The organism is Ruegeria sp. YKSF070 (genome assembly GCF_059612725.1).
Map to the genome: position 1 here is coordinate 1 of NZ_JBXWRD010000006.1, position 17328 is coordinate 17328.

A 17328-nucleotide genomic window follows, 5' to 3' on the forward strand; every position below is an offset into this window, starting at 1 on the left:
GGCGGGCGCCATCACCCCCGTCCCCGGCGGCGTCGGCCCCATGACCATCGCCTGCCTGCTCGCCAACACCCTCACCGCATGCACTCGCGCAAACAAACTCACAGAACCAAAAGGCCTCACCCCGTGAGTATCCTCTGATCAGCGATGGGCCGCTGGAAGGCGCAAGCACCGGTGGCCCTGATGCTTCGGAGCGTCAAACTGACTTGGAGCAGATTGTATTTTCTGCTGCGCATTAAACTTTATTGAACAACTTTAAGCTGTTGCTTTCTTGCTCTGCCTGACGCCAAAGCGTCGCAGTTTGTCAAAATGGACCCTTCCCGGTATTTGTCGCAGGGGGCCAGTTGCGGTATGACGGTGTTCCGCGTCAGATCAGTTCAAGCAAGTTCTTCATGATAGCCACACTGAGATCCTTTCTGAGTGCCGATAAACGGGGTCTGATCGGACCGGCCTTTGTGTTTCTATCGCTCTTGGCCAGTATCTCGGCTCCGTTCGGCGGACACAGCATGTCCTTTGTGCAGCGGTTCCTGTTCTGGCTGCTGCTCATGGGGGTCGCGGGCGGCATCGCGCACCAGAGCCATCGTCTGGTCGAGCGGCATTTGCCCGACGCGGCGCTTTTGGGCAAGGACCTGCTGATTGTCGCACTGGTCACGCTGCTTTTTACACCGGCGTTGTGGCTGTTGATCCGGCTTCTGGCGCTGCCTTCTGCCGCCGCATCGCCCGACCTGTGGAGCATGGCGCGCTATGGGACCATTTTTGCCTTGGGCCTGATCATTTTGCGTCGCGGGGTGTCGTCGTTGGGGAGCGCGTCAGAGCAACCGCCGCAACCCCGGATATATAAACGCCTGCCTGACGGGTTTTCGGAACAAATCCTCCGGTTGACCGTCCGTGATCACAGTGTCGATGTGGTGACCGACAAGGGGGTGCACACGATCCGCTCGCGGTTCGGGGATGCCATTGACGAGATGGCGCCGATCAGCGGCCATTGTACCCATCGTTCGCATTGGGTGACCGATGTGGCGATCGAGAGCGTCGAGCGCAGCGGCGGCAAGGTCCATCTGCGCCTGACCAATGGCGACCTGATCCCGGTCAGCCGCAAATACCGCCCAGCACTGGAAGAGGCGGGGATCATCTAGCAAGACTGCCTTAGCGCGGCATCGGCACGGCCACGGGGGTGGCGCCGGTGACGATGGCGAGTGCCCCGGGGCGCATCAGCCGGGCCAGCACCGGCGCATCGCTGCGCAAGCCGCCGGTATAGGTACCATAGGCGGGCATCACGATCCGGTCGTGATCGAGCAGAAACGCTGGGCGCGACAGGCTGCGCCCGCGCAGGCGCAGCGCCGCCTTTGGGTGGTAATGGCCCGAGATCTCTCCCTGAGCTCCATCTTGCGCGATATGGCGAAACAGCAGCGGCCCAAATGTCAGTTCGCGCAGATGCGTGCCGCCAATGTCCACCGGGCCGGGATCGTGGTTGCCTTCGATCCAGACCCAGCGCAGCCCGGCCTGGAGCGTGGCGATGCGCAGGCGGGCGGGCTCGGGCAAGGCGCTTGCGGCCTCGGCATCGTCGAAACTGTCGCCCAGACAGATCACCGTCTCGGGCGCGGTGCGCTCCAGATCGGCGGAAAGACGGTCCAGCGTATCGGCCACCTCATAGGGCGGCAGCGGGGTGCCACCGCGCCGGGCGATACGCTCGGATTTGCCCAGATGCAGGTCCGACACACACAAGAGCCGCCGTTCGCCCCACCAGAGCGCGCCGGACCCCAGCGCCGTCAGCCGCGTCCCGGCAAAGGTGAAATCATACCCGTTCATGATGTGTTCTTTGCGCGGGACGTCGGGATGCGCAAGCCTTTTCAGACGGTCAGCCCGGCATCGGCCAGCAGACGGGCGCTTTCCTCGGCCAAGAGCCGCTCTTCGGCGGCGCCCTGCACCGGCACCTTGCCGACCTCCAGAAACAGCGGCGCGGCCAGCGGCGTCACCCGGTCCAGCCGCACCAGGTCGATACGGCTGCCGACTCGGGCGATCATCTCTTCGATGCGGCCGAAGTCGACCAGCCCGCGCATCGCCTCGGCCCGGGTGATCTGCATCATCAGGTGATGGGGGTCGTATTTCAGCAAGGTGTCATAGAGGATGTCCGAGCTGAAGGTCGCCTGCCGCCCGGTCTTGCGCTGGCCGCCCAGATTGCGCTCGATCAGCCCGGCGATGGTGGCCGAGGCGCGAAAGGTGCGTTTCATCACCGCGTTGCCGGCCAGCCACTGATCCAACCCGGCGCGCAGGCTGTCGATTTCAAAGAGTGGCGTCGGATCGGTTGTGGCCTCGAGCCCCCAGATCAGCACCGCGTAATCGGTGGCGACAAAGCCCAGCGGGTTCAGGCCCGTTTCCTCCATCCGTTTGGTCAGCAACAGGCCCAGCGTCTGCATCGCGTTGCGCCCGGCGAAACCATAGACGCAAAGATGCTCGCGCCCGTCCTGTGGAAAGCTCTCGACCAGCAGTCGCCCGCGTTCGGGCAGGCGCGAGACCTGGCGTTGCAGGGCCAGCCACTCGGCGGTGTGGCGCGGCAGCTGCGGCCAGTGGTCTTGCGCGAACAGGTCGAGGATACGGGCGCTGAGCTGGGTCGAGGTGGCGAATTTTGTGCCCATGAAGGTGGCGATCTTGGGCTTCTTGTCGGCGCGGCGGCTGACCTCGACGACCATCTCGCGCAGGCCCTCGTACCGCACGATCTGGCCGCCGATCAGAAAGGTGTCGCCGGGGGTGAGCGAGGCGGCGAACCCCTCTTCGACCTCGCCCAGCGGCTTGCCGCCGCGATTGCGCCGGAGCCGCACCTTGAGTGTATCGGTGTCCTGGATGGTGCCGATATTCTGGCGGATCCGCTGGGCACTGCGCGGGTCGCGCAACTGCCATTGCCCGTCCGGGCGCTGTTGCAGGCGCTGCCAGCGGTCATAGGCGCGCAGGGCATATCCGCCGGTGGCGCAGAAATCGAGACAGGCGTCGAATTCGGATCGGGCAAGATCGGCATAAGGCCCGGCAGAGGTCATCTCGGCAAAGAGTGCATCGGCGTCGAACGGGCCGGAACAGGCGGCGATCAGGATATGCTGGCAGAGCACGTCGCGCGGGCCGGGGCCGCGCGGATCACCGTCCAGCGCGTGTGCGCGCACCGCCTCAAGCGCGGCGATGCATTCGACCACCTCGAACCGGTTGGCGGGCACCAACAGCGCCTTGGAGGGCGCGTTATAGCGATGATTGGCCCGCCCGATCCGCTGCACCAGCCGTTTGACGTTCTTGGGGGCGCCGATCTGGATCACCAGGTCCACGTCACCCCAGTCGATGCCCAGATCGAGACTGCCGGTGCAGACGATGGCGCGCAGCTCGCCCCGCACCATCGCCGCCTCAACCCGCTCGCGCTGCGCCCGGTCGAGGCTGCCGTGATGGATGCCGATGGGCAGTCCTTCGTCATTGGCCAGCCACAGGTTGTGAAAGAAGATCTCGGCCTGGGCGCGGGTGTTGTGAAAGATCAGCGTCGTCTTGTGCCGTCGGACCTGATCGAGCACGGCGGGGATGGCATAGGCGGCACCACCACCCGACCAGGGCGGCATTTCCTCGGTTTCCAGCATGGCGATATCGGGATCGGGGCCGGGATCGGCCAGCAGGATCTCGCAAGGGTCGGGGTGGCGGGCGAGGAAGCGGGCGATGGCCTGCGGGTCCTCGACCGTGGCCGACAGGCCCACCCGGCGCAGGTCGGGACAGAGGGTTTGCAGCCGCGCCAGCGCCAGCATCAGCTGATCGCCGCGCTTGCTTTCGGCCAGCGCATGGATCTCGTCGACCACCACGCGGCGCAGCCCGGCAAACATGCGCGTTGCATCCTCGTAGGAGGTCAGGAGCGCCAGGCTTTCCGGCGTGGTCAGCAGGATATGGGGAGGATCGGCGCGCTGGCGTTTCTTTTGCGTAGCCGAGGTGTCGCCGGTGCGATCTTCGATCCGGACGGCCAGGCCGATCTCGTCGACCGGGGTGCGCAGGTTGCGCTTGATATCGGCGGCCAGCGCCTTGAGCGGAGAGACATAGAGCGTGTGCAAGCCCTGATGCTGTCCATCTGCCAGCTCGGCCAACGTGGGGAGAAACCCGGCCATGGTCTTGCCGCCACCGGTGGGCGCAATCAACAGGGTCGCGGGGCGGTCGGCGCGATCAAACATCGCTTGTTGATGGGGATGGACGGACCAGCCCTTGGCGGTGAACCAGTCGGTGAGGAGCGCGGGGAGATGCGGCATGGGGTGACCTTAGCACCAGCCTTGGGCAAGGGAAGGGGGCGCTGCCCCCGCCGCCCATTGGGCGACTCCCCCGAGGTATTTTCAAACAGAAGAAGGGCGCGGGCGCAGGGACCTGATCGCGGTCTGGACGCTGCGGGGCAGGGTGGTGTCGGCGCCCTGCGGCGCGGCATCGAGCGCGCTTTCGACATCCTTGACCAGGATGCCGATCGTGTTGTCCTCGCTCAACCCGTCACGGGCGAATTCGATCTGGTCGAAATTGCTGGCGAACCAGTTCTGGCCCGAGCTGGTATGGATGAGTCGAAGCAGCGCGGCCTCGTCGAGGCCGGCGGCATCGCCCCAGTCCAGCACCAGCCGTGTCATCGCCGTATTGGCGGCGGCGAGCAGGTTGTTGAGTACCTTGGCCTGCATGCCCGAGCCATAGGGGCCCATACGGTGGAAATGGCTGCCCATCGCGTCGAAGAGCGGTTGTGCCGCATCCAGATCGGTGGGTGCGCCGCCCAGCATGAAAGAGAGCCGCGCCTCTTCGGCCGCGACCTGGGCACCGGACATGGGGGCGTCGATCAGGGCGATATGGTTCGGCACCCTAGCCCGCAGCGCGCGCACATAGCGGGGCGACAGGGTAGAGCAGAGGATGACACAATCGAGATGTTTTGCGTAAATAAGTTTCTGATCCGTAAACAATATCTGCTCAGTTTGCGCAATATCCCGGACGATGGTGATGAGAGTCTTCAAGTCTTGCGAAAATACTGCGATGTCATCGGTAATCCCGTGATCTTTGCTTGCAAAATCGCTGGATGGGCGAATGTCGAAACCTTTCGCCGGGAACCCCGCGCGTCGCAGGGCGGCCAGCATTGGCGCGCCCATGCGGCCACAGCCCGCGACCCCGATCATTTCACGATCTTCTCGTCCTTGACGAACATGTTGGCCCAGGCGCGGTCGATCAGGTCGGGGCTCATCTGATAGGGGATGCCCTCGAACTCGCAGATGGCGATCATCTGGTCGATCAGGAAGACCGGCTGATAATTGGCGTAAATGTTGTCAATGGTCGGGTATTTGACCTTGAGCAGATGCACCAGCGCCTTTTCGTCCAGCGGTACACCCTTCTTGCGGGCGACCATGGCGAAGATTTTCAGGAAGTTTTCCTGGTTCGGGCCGTCGATCTTGATCTTGAAGAAGATCCGGCGCAGCGCCGCCTGGTCGAAAATCTCGTTGGGGTGGAAGTTGGTCGAGAAGATCACCAGCGTGTCGAAGGGGACCTCGAATTTCTCGCCCGATTGCAGGCCCAGGATGTCCTTGCCCTCTTCCAACGGCACGATCCAGCGGTTGATGATCGCCTGCGGAGGCTCGGCTTGGCGGCCAAGGTCGTCGATGATGAAGATGCCGCCGGTGGATTTCAGCTGCAAGGGCGCCTGATAGGTGCGCGCGGTGGGGTTGTAGACCAGATCAAGCATCGACAGCGACAGTTCGCCCCCGGTGATCACGGTGGGGCGCTCGCACATCACATACCGGCTGTCAAAGCGGGCGCGGCGGCGCAACTGGGTCGGGTCGTCGGGCTCCTGTTCCACGGCGGTGTGCACGATCGGGTCATAGACGGTAATGACCTGGCCGGAATATTCGATGGCGCGCGGCACATAGACATTGTCGCCCAAGGCGTCGCGGATGCCGTTCGAGATCGAGGATTTGCCGTTGCCGGGCGGGCCATACATCAGGATCGAGCGGCCGGCGCTGACGGCTGGGCCGAGATGGCCCAGCAGGCTGTCGGGCAGTACCAGGTGGCCCATCGCGCGGACCAGTTGATCGCGGGTGACCTGGATATTGCGGATCGACTGGCGTTTCACCTGCTCGCGATAGACCTCGAGCGGCACTGGCATCGCGCCGAAATATTCAGACTGGCTGAGCGCGTCGAGCGCGCGCGACTTGCCCGCATCGGTCAGCTGATAGCCCATCTCGTTGCCGCTGTTGGCGTTGAGTGTCCCGGTCGCCTCGAGCAGTTTCTGGCCGCGCGCCATGTCGATCAGTTCCTGTGTCACCGACAGGGGCAGACAGATCGCCTCGGCGATCTCGCGAGCGGTTTCCACATTCTTGCGGAACACGGTCTTCAACAGGATGTCCCGCATCATGACGATGGGCAGCTGCATCTCGGCGATGCCCTTGGGCGCGGGAGGGGCGATCACGGCGGTGGGTTGCATATTCATCGGAGTGCCTGCGGTGCTTCTGGTGACATGTCTGCGGGGGACCCGCATGGCGCCGAAAGTGATGTAACAATGTGGCAGCACAAGGGCGCCGGAAGGGAGTTTGAAGGGTCAGCCGCCCTCAAGCCCCCCAGGCCACGCCAAGCGCCAGATAGGTGGCCAGCCACAGGCCCAGCGCCAGGCCCATTGGGAACTTCTTGCCGCTGTCCCAGCTTTTCCAGTCAGGGGCAAAGCGTCTGAGACCGCTGTATTTGGCGATGCGATGGGTTGCAAAGGCCCCCAACAGGCTGGCCGCGAGGATCGCCATGGCAAGGATCAGGTCGGCGGTCCAGACAAAGGGCGCGGCGGCGGCCAGGAACTTGGCATCGCCTGCGCCCATGGCGCCGGCGGCATTGAATGCGATCCCCAGCAGCAGGATCAGCGGCAGGTGCAGCAATTGCCAGACATAGGTGGGCAGGGCCATGGGGATCGGGCCGATCCGACCCGACACCCAATCGCTGGTGAAAGGCGGATAGGCGATCAGGCCGACCGCCACGAAGATCGCGGCCAGGGCCACGACGGCGTGGTTCCGGATCTTCAGTTCGGCCAGATCGGTATAAGCGACATAGAGGCAGATCGGCAGCGCGAAGGGCAAGAACCACATTGCCGCATAGGCGGGGAGGGCCATCGGCTCAGCCGGTTTCCAGCGCCCGAAGCGAGCGTACCGCGTCTTCGAAATGCTGCGGGTGGGTGTCGATCGCCTCGCGCAACAGGCCCTTGCCGGTTGTTATGTCACCTTGTTTGACCGCTGACAGAGCCATTGTATGCAACAGCTGGGCGCGCTCGGTCTGGGTCATCGGTACGACCGGCAGCGTATAGTTGCGCTGGGCACTGCGGGCCAGAACCAGGTTGTTCTTGGCGGTGAACAGGTTGCCGTCCTGGCGGATGGCATCGCCGAACAGGCGCTCGGCCTCGGCAAAATCGCCGCGGGTCAGCTTGGAATAGCCCCAGTTGTTCATCACGCCCGCGGGACGAGTGGTCAGGCCAACGGCAATCTCGTAGAAGGTATCGGCGTTTTTCCATTCCTGATTGGAATCCGCCACCATCGCCTCGAGCCGATAGCGCTTGAAGGTCTCGTGGGTGGGCGGCACGGTATCCAGGACCTGCTCGGCCCGGTCCCATTCGTTGTTGCGGATCAACGCATCGGCCAGATCCACAGAGTCATCGGGTGCCGCGCCATCCATCTTGACCACGCGGTTCCAGGCGGCGACCGCTTCGGTGTTGCGGTTGGCACGGGTCAGCGATTTGGCAAGGCCGCGTTGCAGGTCGACCCGGTCAGGATTGTCCTTTGCGGCACGCTGGAAGTAGTCAACCGCCTCGTTGGGGTCGGCCACGGTCAGCATCACGTCGTTCAGATTGGTTTCGTCGACGACATTCACGTCCTGAAACGCACGCTCGACGGTTTCATCCGCGTTGTCGGAACAGGCCGATAGGGTCAGGCCACCTGCCAGCATGACCGGAACCAGGATAAAGTGGCGCATTTTTGCGTCCTTCTTGCTGCTCTTGCCCTCTATGGCGTCTTGCGGATCAAGAAGTCTCCTTGCCCCCGCTGCACCAATTTGAATTCTTCTTTTTGTTCAGTATTAATAGCAGGATTTTCGGATTTTGCGAGCGCAATCCGCAGATTGTTCCGGATTGAGTCACTTTCGCCATTGTCCAGCGCATAGGCCTTGCGAAAGACGGCTGTCGCTTCGGCGATCTCGCCTTTTTCCATCAGCAGAACGCCCAGATTGTTCCAGGCTTCGGGCCAGTCGGGGGCCTCTTCGACGGCGCGGCGCAGCATGGTTTCCGATTGCCCCAGCCGCCCCAGGCCCAGATTGGCGGTGCCGATGCCGGTCAGGATCTCGGTGGTCATGCCCTCGTCCAGCGCGGCACGGGTAAAGGCGTCGAGCGCCAGTTCGTATTCGCCGGCGGCCATCAGGCGTTGGCCCACTTCGACACCGCTGACCGCCTGCTTGCGGTGATCCACGCCGGGTGGGAAGGGGCTGTCAGGCAGGGCGATGTCGTCGTTTCTTGTGCAAGAGGCCACCGTCACCACGGTGACGATGGCCCATGCGAGAACAAGCCTTGGCGGCCGGGTCGGCGCAGCCGATGATGTCATGTCGTCATTTGCTCATGTTGCCAAGTTCCATGATGCCTTTGGCCGAGGGACCCACAAGGATGATCAGCAGCGGCGGAACCGTCAGCATCATTGTGGCAAGGGTCATTTTGGTTGGCAACTTGTTTGCGGCCTCTTCCGCGCGCATCACGCGCTTGTCCCGCATCTCGCCGGCATAGACGCGCAGCGCCTCGGCGATCGAGGTCCCGAATTGCGACGACTGGATCATCACGGTCACGAAAGAGGACACATCGACCACGCCGCAGCGGGTGCCCATGTCGCGCAGAACCTTGTCCTTTTCCTTGCCCGCTTTCATCTCGTGGGCGACCACCTCGAATTCGTCCGCCAGATCGGGATACGAGGCCCGCAACTCCTTTGAGACGCGCACGATGGACTGGTCGAGCGACTGGCCCGCCTCGACGCAGACCAACAACATGTCAAGTGCGTCGGGAAAGGCACGGGTGATGTTTTCCTTGCGTGTATCGACCCGTCGGGTGATCCAGTAGCGTGGCAGGAAATAGGCAACACCGCCCGGACCCAGAACACGGATCAGCATGGCCTGGCCATCCAGATCCTTGTCCGCTTCGATGACGAAGACATAGAGCACGCCAAGCAGAAGGCCCACCAGACCCAGCGCCATTTGCGCAAAGTGGAAGAAGCGCACGGCGTCCTTGGACTGATAGCCGGCCTGGCGCAGTTTGAGCTGCATCGCGGAAAGCTCGTCGGCGTCTTGCGGTTCCAGGAAAGTGGCAAAACGTTGCAGCTGTTCGTTGCGCCCGCTCTGGCGCAACTGCTCTTTCTTGGGTTTGGCGACCGTTTTGGGATTCATGTCGCGCTTGAGCTTTTTCAGTGGGTCCTCGGGCTGGCTCATCAGCAACGGAACCGCCAGAAGGACCATGAACAGGCCCAGCACGCCAACCACGATCAGAGGACCGAACTCGCCCAGGTGCTCGGTCAGGAAAGTATTGATCTGGCTCAGGATTTCCATGATGCTCTCCTCAGACCTTGATATTGGTCAGCATGCGCATGACGAACAGGTTGGCGGTCAGCAGGACCCCGACGACGAAACAGGCGGGAATGAACAGCGGGTGGTCCATCACCCCGTCGTAATAGCCCGGATCGTTGAACAGGATGACCATCAGCGCGACCAGCGGGAAGGCGGACAGGAACTTGCCCGACCATTGCGCTTCGGCGGTGATCGCCTTGACGCGCCGGAACAGGCGAAAGCGGGCACGGATCACCTTGGCCAGGCCGGCCAGAACCTCGGCCAGGTTGCCGCCCGATTGCTGCTGGATGGTGACCGCAACCGAGAGGAAGCGCAAATCCTGCATGTCGAGCCGCTCGGCCATTTCCTTGAGCGCCTCGCCCACTTCGCGGCCATAGGCGGCCTCATCGGCGATGATGCCGAACTCGGTGGCGATCGGATCCTCGGATTCCTTGGCCACGATCTGGATGGCCGAGACCAGCGGGTGCCCGACCCGGAGCGAGCGCACCATCAGTTCGACCGAGTCGGGGAGCTGCTCTTCGATCATGCTCAGCCGTTTCTTGGCTTTCTGATTGACCCAGAGATAGACGGCGGCGATGCCAATCGCGACCGAGATGGCGGCGCGCAGCTTGACCTCGGTTTGGGTGCCGACGCTGAGACCGACAAAGGCGATACCCGCCAGCAGCGCCATGATCATGATCAGCTGCCGGGGGGTAAAGGCGATGGCCGCCTTTTGCGCCTTTTCCGCCAAGAGCGAATAAAGCGGGATCGACTTCGACTTCATGTGCTGCTGCATCTCCTTGCGGAGCTGCTCCAGCACCTGTTCGCGACCGGCGCCCTTGTCCAGCATTTCCAGCCGGCGGTTTACCCTGCTGTTGAGGCTGATGGATTTCCCGAAAGCGACAAGATAAAGACCCTCGACCAGGACCAGGACCCCGACGAAGATCAGGCCGTAGATGATCGGTTCTGCACTGAGTTGCATCGTTTTGATCCTTACATCGTGGTCGGTTCATAGATCGACGGCGGCAGATCATAGCCCCACATGCGGAAGCGCTCCGAGAAATGGCTGCGCACGCCGGTGGCGGTGAAATGGCCGATAATCTTGTTGTCGGGGGTCAGGCCCACCCGCTGATAGCGGAAGATTTCCTGCATCGAGATGACGTCGCCCTCCATCCCGGTAATCTCGGTGATCGAGGTCATGCGACGGCTGCCGTCCTGAAGGCGGCTGGCCTGCACGATCAGGTTGACGGCGCTGGCGATCTGGCTGCGCACGGCCTTGATGGGCATCTCGATACCGGCCATGGCGATCATGTTCTCCAGACGGCTGACACCGTCACGGGCGCTGTTCGCGTGGATCGTGGTCATCGAACCGTCATGGCCGGTGTTCATGGCCTGGAGCATGTCGATGACTTCCTCGCCGCGGGTCTCGCCGACGATGATGCGGTCGGGGCGCATCCGAAGCGCGTTCTTCAGACAGTCGCGGGGGGAAACCTCGCCCTTACCCTCGACGTTTGGCGGGCGGCTTTCCATCCGGCCCACATGAATCTGCTGCAACTGGAGTTCGGCCGTATCCTCGATTGTCAGAATGCGTTCGGCATTGTCGATGAAACTCGACAGCGCGTTCAGCGTTGTGGTCTTGCCCGATCCGGTACCGCCCGAGACGATCACGTTCAGCCGGGTGGCGACGGCGGCCTGAAGATAGGCGGCCATCTCCTCGGTAAAGGCGCCGAATTTCACCAGGTCGTCGATGCCCAGCTTGTCCTTCTTGAATTTCCGGATCGACACCAGCGAGCCGTCCACCGCGATCGGCGGCACCATCGCATTGAAACGCGAACCATCGGCGAGGCGGGCGTCGACATAGGGATTGGATTCATCGACACGCCGGCCGACCGCGCTGACGATCTTGTCGATGATCCGCAGCAGGTGGCGTTCGTCTTTGAATGTGATGTCGGTCAGTTGCAGCTTGCCCGAACGTTCGACAAAAATCTGCTGCGGCCCGTTCACCAGGATATCGTTGACCGTATCGTCCTGAAGCAGGGTTTCCAACGGTCCCAGACCGGTGACCTCGTCATACAGCTCCTTGTTGAGCTGCATGCGGTCCTCGCGGTTCAGTACCACGCCTTTGTTTTCTAGTATCTCGCTGGTGATGGCGGTAATTTCAGCGCGCAGTTCTGCCTCGGCGGCGTGTTCCAGCGCCGACAGGTTGAGATTCTCCAGTAGATCGCGATGGAGCTCTATCTTGAGCTCGCTCAGCCGCTCCTTGCGCTTGCGGTCCCGGTCCTGCGGAGCCGCCTCGGCCGCCTGTTTCTGGATCGGTTTGCGCAGGCTGGCGACGGGCGCCGGTTCGACCTTGGCGATGGGCGCTTCGGCTTTCTTGGTGGCCAGGGCGGCCACCGGCATTGCCTTGTCGGTCTTTTTATATCTCGAAAACACGGTCGACCCCCTCGTCTATGGTGTTCAGGCTGCCTTGACGTCGCTGCGCCCCAATTCGTGCAGCGATTGCGCCAGTTTCGCGATTTCGCGGCGTAGTGGATTCTTGGGCGCCGAGGTTGCCAGCGGCAGACCGTGATCGGCGCCCTGGGTGACCTGTTTGCCACCATCGGGCAGTTGCAGGTCGATCGAGATGCCCAGGGATTCCCCCATCCGTTTGACCCGACTCTTGCCGCTGAGATCGGTGAATTTAGGCGCTTTGTTCAGGGCAAAGCGCAATTTGTTGAAAGGCAGGTCCTCGGATTGCAACGCGCGCTTCATCCGCAGCGCGTTCTGGGCCGAGCGCATGTCCAGCTCGATCATCGCGAAATAGACATGGGCGGCCTGAAGGATCGTCTCGGACCATTGCACCAGCGTTTTGGGCATGTCGACGATGACATAATCGAAATGCGCGCGCGCCATTTCGATCACCCGCTGGATGTCCTCGGGTGTCAGAATGTCGAGTGGCACCATGTCCGACGGCGCGGTAAGCACCTGCAACTTGTCCTCGAAGCTCAAGAGTGCCTGACCGAACACCTCTTCGTCCATGCTTTCGGTTTCCGACAGCATCTCGAACACCGCCTCGCGGCGGGGCAGGTCCAGATAGGTCGAGACAGAGCCGTATTGCAGGTCGAAATCCAGAAGACAGACGCTTGGCGCATCCTCGCCGCTGATATTGGCCAGCTCCCAGGCCAGATTCACCGCCAAGGTGGTTGATCCGGTACCGCCGGCCAGCCCATGCACAACGATCAACGCCCCCTCGCGCGCGGCGCCCTTGTTCAGGTGCGCGGTGTTATGATGGGCCTGAGTTTGTTCGGGTTCAGGCTTGTTCAGCCGGTCGATGGCCGATTGCAGTTCGCGTTCGGGCAGGGGATAGGGTACGAATTCGTCCGCCCCCTTGCGCAACAGCTGATGCAGCGAGGCCGGGGTGACGTCTTCGGCGATCAGAATGACCTTGATACCGCGCGCCTTGGCCTGGGTGATGATTTCACCCATAAGCACCAGATTGTCTTCGTCATCGGCGTCGATCGCCAGGGCGATGAATTCAAGTGAGTCGGATTCGGGCTGACCGAAGAAGGCCAGCGCCTCGGCAAAACCCAGGTCGCCCCAGCCTTCGCCCATCGCGGCTTCCATGTCCTCGATCAGAAGATCGAAATTCTGCACGTCCCGGCTGACGGTACAGGCCAGGATCGGCATTGTTTCGGGTTGCGGCATTGCGCTGCTCATTGCCTTTTTCCTCTTTACGGGGGCGGGGCAACAAGACGGTGTCCGTTCTGCCTTCACCCGCATGCGACCGGGAATCTGGTCGCACGTCACCTATTGGAAGCAATGTCGCGGGTAAGTTGGGCGAGATTTGGGCCGAAAAGAACCAATTGTAGGGAATGGGGCGACTATGCCGCCCGATTCCACTTATTGTTCGAAGGCGCTGGAGGTGGTGTCGATCTCGATCGAGGTTTTGGGCTCAGCGCTCTTGATGTATTCGCGATAGACAACCTGGGCATATTTGCCGTCCAGGATGTTCTGATGCCCATCGACAAAGCCCGAGACCTGGGTGACCGTGCGCCGGTTGCGGCGTTCCCGCTCCGAGGTGGGCACCAGCGGCTGCGTTTCGCCATAAGAGACCATCGCTTCGAGCCGGTTCCGGCTGATGCCGCGGCTGGCAAAGAACGACACGACCGCGCGCGCGCGACGCATCCCCAGGCTCTTGTTATAGCCCGAGGACCCGACCGCGTCGGTGTGGCCGTAGACTCGGAATCGCACCTCGGGGAACTGCCGGATCCAATCCGCCTGAAGGGTCAGGACCTGTTGGGCAGTGGCGTCCAGCTCGGCGCTGTCAAAGGCAAAGTTGATCTGGGTCGGGACCTCGCGGGCAAAGCGGTCCGCCAGGGTCTGCGCATAGCTGCGCTCGCCGTTCATCATCTGGGTATTGTTCAGCGTTGCGTTGCCGAACGTGCCCGAATCGACCTGATAGCCCGCTTCGAGACCGCAGGCTGAAAGCGTTCCGGCCAGCCCCAGGCACATCATCCAGTTCCGCATCGGTCCCATCCCCTGATCACTCCAAGACATAGCCATAAGAGCCGCTGAAATCCTGTCGCGCGACCTCGGAGGCAGCGCCGCTACGGGCCCGCTGGGTCCGGGTGGTTTTGCCACGCAGGAACAGATCGCTCTCGGTGGGCGGCTTGACCCGATCGGTCGGCAGCGCCAATGCCTCGCCCCGCGTGGGCGAGACCAGATGCGCGGTGATGATGATCACCAGCTCGGTCTGCGAGCGCTGATAGTTTGCACTGCGGAACAGGGCACCCAGCACCGGCACGTCGCCGATCCAGGGTAGTTGCGAGTTGTTGTCCAGAAACTCGTCCTCGATCAGACCGGCGATTGCAAAGCTCTCGCCATCCTTGAGTTCGACGGTGGTCGAGGTTTCGCGGCGTTGGAACGCGGCGATTTCGAATCCGTTCACGGTTACCGAATTGTTGGGATCAAGCGACGAGACCGCTGCAAGCAGTTCGAGATTGATCAGATCGCCATCGACGACACGGGGGATGAATGCCATCTCGACGCCAAAGGGCTTGTACTCGACCGTGAACAAGCCGTCGCGCTGGGCCACCGGGATCGGATATTCGCCACCTGCCAGGAACTTGGCCTCTTGCCCAGACAGGGCCGAAAGGTTCGGTTCGGCCAGTGTTCGCACCACGCCCTTGCGCTCCAACGCCTCGAGCAGCAGCCGCACCTGGGTCGATCCGGCGCTGAACCCGAACAGGATCGCACCGGTATTGTCGTTCAGGACCGGGATGTTGCCGTTGATCGCGTTGGTCAGGCTTCCCGAGTTGTTCAGCGTGTTCAGGCCGCCGACGGCATTGCCGCCGCTGAAGCCAAGCGAGGCGCTGAGCGATTTCGAGACCGAGCGCTGCATCTCGGCGAAACGCACCTTGAGCATGACCTGCTGCACGCCGGCCACGCTCATCAGGTTCGAAACCCGTTCGGGCGCATAGCGTTCGGCCAGGTCAAGCGCCCGTTGCAAACGCGCGGCGCTGGAGGCGGTGCCCGACAGCACGATACCGTCATTGGCGGTGCGCACCTCGATCTTCTCGTTGGGCAGGATCTGTTTGAGACGTTCCTTGAACTCGGCCACGTCGAACGAGACCCGCACGTTCACATTGGTGATAAGCCGCCCACCCGCGTCGAACAGGCTGAGTGTTGTCAGGCCCGGCGATTTGCCCAGAACATAGATGGTACGGTCGGACAGCGAAGAGATATCCGCGATCCCGGCATTGGCAATCGAAAGCTCGGCAAAGGGCGTTTCGCTTTCAACCACGATGGCCCGGTTCATGGGAACATCGAGAGTTTCGGCGGTGCCTTGTTTGACCACGCGCAGGTCCTGAGCTTGCGACATGCCCGCGATCGGGCTGCACGTAAGGACGAGCCCTGTCAGGGCCGCTTTGATGAAACCATCAATTTTCATGTGACCTGCCTTTCCGATCACGCCTCTGAACCGGGTCTTGACGCCCGATGTTTGGGTTACTTTGCGCGACTTGATGCTTTTTTGCAAGAATCAATGCTTTTGGGCGCGTTATTGATGTGTGGATTGAGCAACAAGCAAGAAGGACCGCCCCTTGCGGTGCGGCCCTTCCTTTTGCAACCTGCGCAGATCGACACATCAATTCGTGCAGGGGATCGGGATGTCGACAACCTCGGCCCCGCGACGGGTGCGGATGGTGCAGACCTTCTCTTCGACCTTTTCGGGGGCGGCTTCGAGCGCACCGAGACCCAGCAGCATACGCTGATCCACCTCGACCGCAGAAGCGATGGTATCGTCATCGGCGCCGACCAGCGCGAGGGTCAGGCGTCCGGTTGTCTGCGCCTGGGCCAGCGCGGCCACCTGCTGGGGCAGGGCGGCGACGGTGACCGTGCGGGCGATATTGGCGCCAGTCACGTCACCCCCCGCGATCTGGTCGATTGCGACAATCTGGATATTGGTCTGAATCAGGCGGGTAATCTCTCCCTGCATGCCTTCCAGCGGGCCGGTTCCGCCTGACATGCCTCCGGTCCAGTAGACATCGACCCGGTCACCCGGACGCAGGAAACCGGACACGCCGCTGGTGACGTCGACCTTGATGGCAAAGGCGCGCATGCCGCGCGATAGTTGCGAGGTCAGCCCGGCATCCTCGCCGGGTTTGGTGACCTTGACGGCCATGATCGCCTCATCCTTCTCCATCGCGCGCAGGACGTAGCGATTGTCCTCCTGACGCTCGGGGAACAGGGTGGCGGCATCCAGGAATGTGCCTTCGGGGATTGCGTTCTCGGGCCATTTGACCGCGCGCACGTCCTCTTTGGTCAGCCGTTCGCCATAGCGCAGCGGGCGCGAGGCCACATAGACCGTCTTTGTAGGCACGATCTGTGCCCGTGCCTGCCGCTCACGCGCCAGTTCGCTTTGATAGGCGGAAATATAGTTGCGGGCCATCATGACCGCGCCCCCGGCAAGTGCGATCCCCACGATCAGGACCAGTCCGAATACTGCTCGCATCTTGTCACCTCTCTTCTGTTCCGCTCGCCCGGCGTCGGCCATTCTGGCCGGGCACGGGCGATCTGAAACATATCTTGCGCTTCAAATATGTCATTCTGAGGGTCAAAGGGCGCCCCTACAGCGTCTTTGACAGACAATTGAAGCTTGTTTTTCTGCGCATTTGTCTCGAAACGGTCTTTGCCGCCAGTTCAGAACCCGGCGTCCACGTTGACCGAACCAATTGTGGTCGAAACGGCTGTGGATACATCCCCGGTCGGACCGTTGATCGCCGAATAGGCGATACCGGCCAGGGAAACCACCGCAGCAGTCAGAACCACCCAGTCCACCGTGACGGCGCCGTCTTCCTCTTTTGCAAAGAGCATCCAGCTAATCAGCATGGTAGTGCCTCCGTCGCATCGGATTCAGGAAAAAGGGCCACGCCTTGGGTAAAGACGCGGCCCCGATCTGCTGTAGTCAGCCAGGCTATTACAGGCCGGTATCCGGCGTCACGGTGCCCAGCTCGGTGTTGATGGCGGTCGACAGCGTGCTGGTACCGGTCGAGATGCCGTTGTAGGCAACTGCGGCCAGGGCCACGACTGCTGCGGTCAGCACGACCCAGTCAACGGTCACTGCGCCATCTTCGTCTTTGCGGAAGTTTTTGAAGAATTTGATCATGGTTAGTCCCTCCTAAGGATCACAAGAGTGTTTCTCAACCTCGCCGTCCGTCTGAACCTGCTCTCTCTCGTTGGCTCATGTCCGTCGCGGTATGGGTGTATATTTGCCGGTCA

At 62.1% G+C, this 17328-nt stretch carries 17 protein-coding genes and 1 pseudogene; 2 read left to right on the top strand and 16 right to left on the bottom strand.

The features are described from left to right. Together AC2FL1_RS04495 and AC2FL1_RS04500 are read left to right on the top strand one after the other, a co-directional pair. Positions 1–127: pseudogene (locus tag AC2FL1_RS04495) on the top strand (bifunctional methylenetetrahydrofolate dehydrogenase/methenyltetrahydrofolate cyclohydrolase); the annotation flags it as partial. Between the two features lie 262 nt (positions 128–389). Continuing rightward, a complete protein-coding gene (locus AC2FL1_RS04500) occupies positions 390–1133 on the top strand; it encodes a LytTR family DNA-binding domain-containing protein (RefSeq protein ID WP_496828378.1) in 744 nt (247 codons plus the stop codon). Positions 1134–1143: 10 nt separating this feature from the next. Here the strand turns inward: AC2FL1_RS04500 and pdeM are convergent, their stop codons facing one another. The 16 genes from pdeM to AC2FL1_RS04580 form a co-directional block, all read right to left on the bottom strand. Then, positions 1144–1806, bottom strand: coding sequence for a ligase-associated DNA damage response endonuclease PdeM (pdeM, locus tag AC2FL1_RS04505; RefSeq protein ID WP_496876120.1), 663 nt, complete (start codon positions 1804–1806; stop codon positions 1144–1146). A 41-nt stretch (positions 1807–1847) separates the two neighbouring features. Next, the gene (locus AC2FL1_RS04510) at positions 1848–4256 is read right to left on the bottom strand and encodes a ligase-associated DNA damage response DEXH box helicase (protein ID WP_496876121.1); all 2409 of its coding nucleotides are present in this window, start codon (positions 4254–4256) and stop codon (positions 1848–1850) included. Positions 4257–4337: 81 nt separating this feature from the next. Beyond that, positions 4338–5147 carry an NAD(P)-dependent oxidoreductase gene (locus tag AC2FL1_RS04515; RefSeq protein ID WP_496876122.1) on the bottom strand — a complete coding sequence of 270 codons (810 nt, stop codon included), beginning with the start codon at positions 5145–5147 and terminating at the stop codon, positions 4338–4340. Continuing rightward, positions 5144–6451: a DUF8689 domain-containing protein gene (locus AC2FL1_RS04520; RefSeq protein WP_496828370.1), complete on the bottom strand. Its 1308-nt coding sequence runs from the start codon at positions 6449–6451 to the stop codon at positions 5144–5146. The genes AC2FL1_RS04515 and AC2FL1_RS04520 overlap by 4 nt, the downstream gene beginning before the upstream one ends. A 118-nt stretch (positions 6452–6569) precedes the next feature. Continuing rightward, entirely contained in the window at positions 6570–7115 is a 546-nt protein-coding gene (locus tag AC2FL1_RS04525) for a prepilin peptidase (protein ID WP_234144674.1), read from the bottom strand. Between the two features lie 4 nt (positions 7116–7119). Beyond that, a complete protein-coding gene (locus tag AC2FL1_RS04530) occupies positions 7120–7968 on the bottom strand; it encodes a tetratricopeptide repeat protein (protein WP_496828366.1) in 849 nt (282 codons plus the stop codon). 29 nt (positions 7969–7997) lie between these two features. After that, positions 7998–8588 (bottom strand): tetratricopeptide repeat protein, encoded by a 591-nt coding sequence (locus AC2FL1_RS04535; RefSeq protein ID WP_496828364.1) that lies wholly within the window; start codon positions 8586–8588, stop codon positions 7998–8000. Positions 8589–8592: 4 nt separating this feature from the next. Continuing rightward, positions 8593–9573, bottom strand: coding sequence for a type II secretion system F family protein (locus AC2FL1_RS04540; RefSeq protein WP_234144677.1), 981 nt, complete (start codon positions 9571–9573; stop codon positions 8593–8595). Between the two features lie 10 nt (positions 9574–9583). Further along, positions 9584–10552 carry a type II secretion system F family protein gene (locus tag AC2FL1_RS04545; RefSeq protein ID WP_496828361.1) on the bottom strand — a complete coding sequence of 323 codons (969 nt, stop codon included), beginning with the start codon at positions 10550–10552 and terminating at the stop codon, positions 9584–9586. Positions 10553–10563: 11 nt separating this feature from the next. Then, the gene (locus AC2FL1_RS04550) at positions 10564–12003 is read right to left on the bottom strand and encodes a TadA family conjugal transfer-associated ATPase (RefSeq protein ID WP_496828359.1); all 1440 of its coding nucleotides are present in this window, start codon (positions 12001–12003) and stop codon (positions 10564–10566) included. A 24-nt stretch (positions 12004–12027) separates the two neighbouring features. After that, on the bottom strand, positions 12028–13266 hold the full coding sequence (locus tag AC2FL1_RS04555; protein ID WP_496876123.1) for a CpaE/TadZ family protein: 1239 nt from the start codon (positions 13264–13266) through the stop codon (positions 12028–12030). A gap of 183 nt (positions 13267–13449) precedes the next feature. After that, positions 13450–14076 (bottom strand): OmpA family protein, encoded by a 627-nt coding sequence (locus AC2FL1_RS04560; RefSeq protein ID WP_496828355.1) that lies wholly within the window; start codon positions 14074–14076, stop codon positions 13450–13452. A gap of 16 nt (positions 14077–14092) precedes the next feature. After that, positions 14093–15499: a type II and III secretion system protein family protein gene (locus AC2FL1_RS04565; protein ID WP_496876124.1), complete on the bottom strand. Its 1407-nt coding sequence runs from the start codon at positions 15497–15499 to the stop codon at positions 14093–14095. Positions 15500–15694: 195 nt separating this feature from the next. Beyond that, entirely contained in the window at positions 15695–16561 is an 867-nt protein-coding gene (gene cpaB, locus AC2FL1_RS04570) for a Flp pilus assembly protein CpaB (RefSeq protein WP_234222098.1), read from the bottom strand. Positions 16562–16749: 188 nt separating this feature from the next. After that, the gene (locus AC2FL1_RS04575; RefSeq protein WP_496828353.1) at positions 16750–16938 is read right to left on the bottom strand and encodes a hypothetical protein; all 189 of its coding nucleotides are present in this window, start codon (positions 16936–16938) and stop codon (positions 16750–16752) included. An 88-nt stretch (positions 16939–17026) separates the two neighbouring features. After that, on the bottom strand, positions 17027–17215 hold the full coding sequence (locus tag AC2FL1_RS04580; protein ID WP_496828351.1) for a hypothetical protein: 189 nt from the start codon (positions 17213–17215) through the stop codon (positions 17027–17029). Between the last annotated feature and the right edge of the window lie 113 nt (positions 17216–17328).

Bases quoted from the DNA above. Each gene is read 5' to 3' on its own strand.
- AC2FL1_RS04500 (WP_496828378.1), top strand. From the start codon at position 390: ATGATAGCCACACTGAGATCCTTTCTGAGTGCCGATAAACGGGGTCTG.
- pdeM (WP_496876120.1), bottom strand. From the start codon at position 1,806: ATGAACGGGTATGATTTCACCTTTGCCGGGACGCGGCTGACGGCGCTG.
- AC2FL1_RS04510 (WP_496876121.1), bottom strand. From the start codon at position 4,256: ATGCCGCATCTCCCCGCGCTCCTCACCGACTGGTTCACCGCCAAGGGC.
- AC2FL1_RS04515 (WP_496876122.1), bottom strand. From the start codon at position 5,147: ATGATCGGGGTCGCGGGCTGTGGCCGCATGGGCGCGCCAATGCTGGCC.
- AC2FL1_RS04520 (WP_496828370.1), bottom strand. From the start codon at position 6,451: ATGAATATGCAACCCACCGCCGTGATCGCCCCTCCCGCGCCCAAGGGC.
- AC2FL1_RS04525 (WP_234144674.1), bottom strand. From the start codon at position 7,115: ATGGCCCTCCCCGCCTATGCGGCAATGTGGTTCTTGCCCTTCGCGCTG.
- AC2FL1_RS04530 (WP_496828366.1), bottom strand. From the start codon at position 7,968: ATGCGCCACTTTATCCTGGTTCCGGTCATGCTGGCAGGTGGCCTGACC.
- AC2FL1_RS04535 (WP_496828364.1), bottom strand. From the start codon at position 8,588: ATGACATCATCGGCTGCGCCGACCCGGCCGCCAAGGCTTGTTCTCGCA.
- AC2FL1_RS04540 (WP_234144677.1), bottom strand. From the start codon at position 9,573: ATGGAAATCCTGAGCCAGATCAATACTTTCCTGACCGAGCACCTGGGC.
- AC2FL1_RS04545 (WP_496828361.1), bottom strand. From the start codon at position 10,552: ATGCAACTCAGTGCAGAACCGATCATCTACGGCCTGATCTTCGTCGGG.
- AC2FL1_RS04555 (WP_496876123.1), bottom strand. From the start codon at position 13,266: ATGAGCAGCGCAATGCCGCAACCCGAAACAATGCCGATCCTGGCCTGT.
- AC2FL1_RS04560 (WP_496828355.1), bottom strand. From the start codon at position 14,076: ATGCGGAACTGGATGATGTGCCTGGGGCTGGCCGGAACGCTTTCAGCC.
- AC2FL1_RS04565 (WP_496876124.1), bottom strand. From the start codon at position 15,499: ATGAAAATTGATGGTTTCATCAAAGCGGCCCTGACAGGGCTCGTCCTT.
- cpaB (WP_234222098.1), bottom strand. From the start codon at position 16,561: ATGCGAGCAGTATTCGGACTGGTCCTGATCGTGGGGATCGCACTTGCC.
- AC2FL1_RS04575 (WP_496828353.1), bottom strand. From the start codon at position 16,938: ATGCTGATTAGCTGGATGCTCTTTGCAAAAGAGGAAGACGGCGCCGTC.
- AC2FL1_RS04580 (WP_496828351.1), bottom strand. From the start codon at position 17,215: ATGATCAAATTCTTCAAAAACTTCCGCAAAGACGAAGATGGCGCAGTG.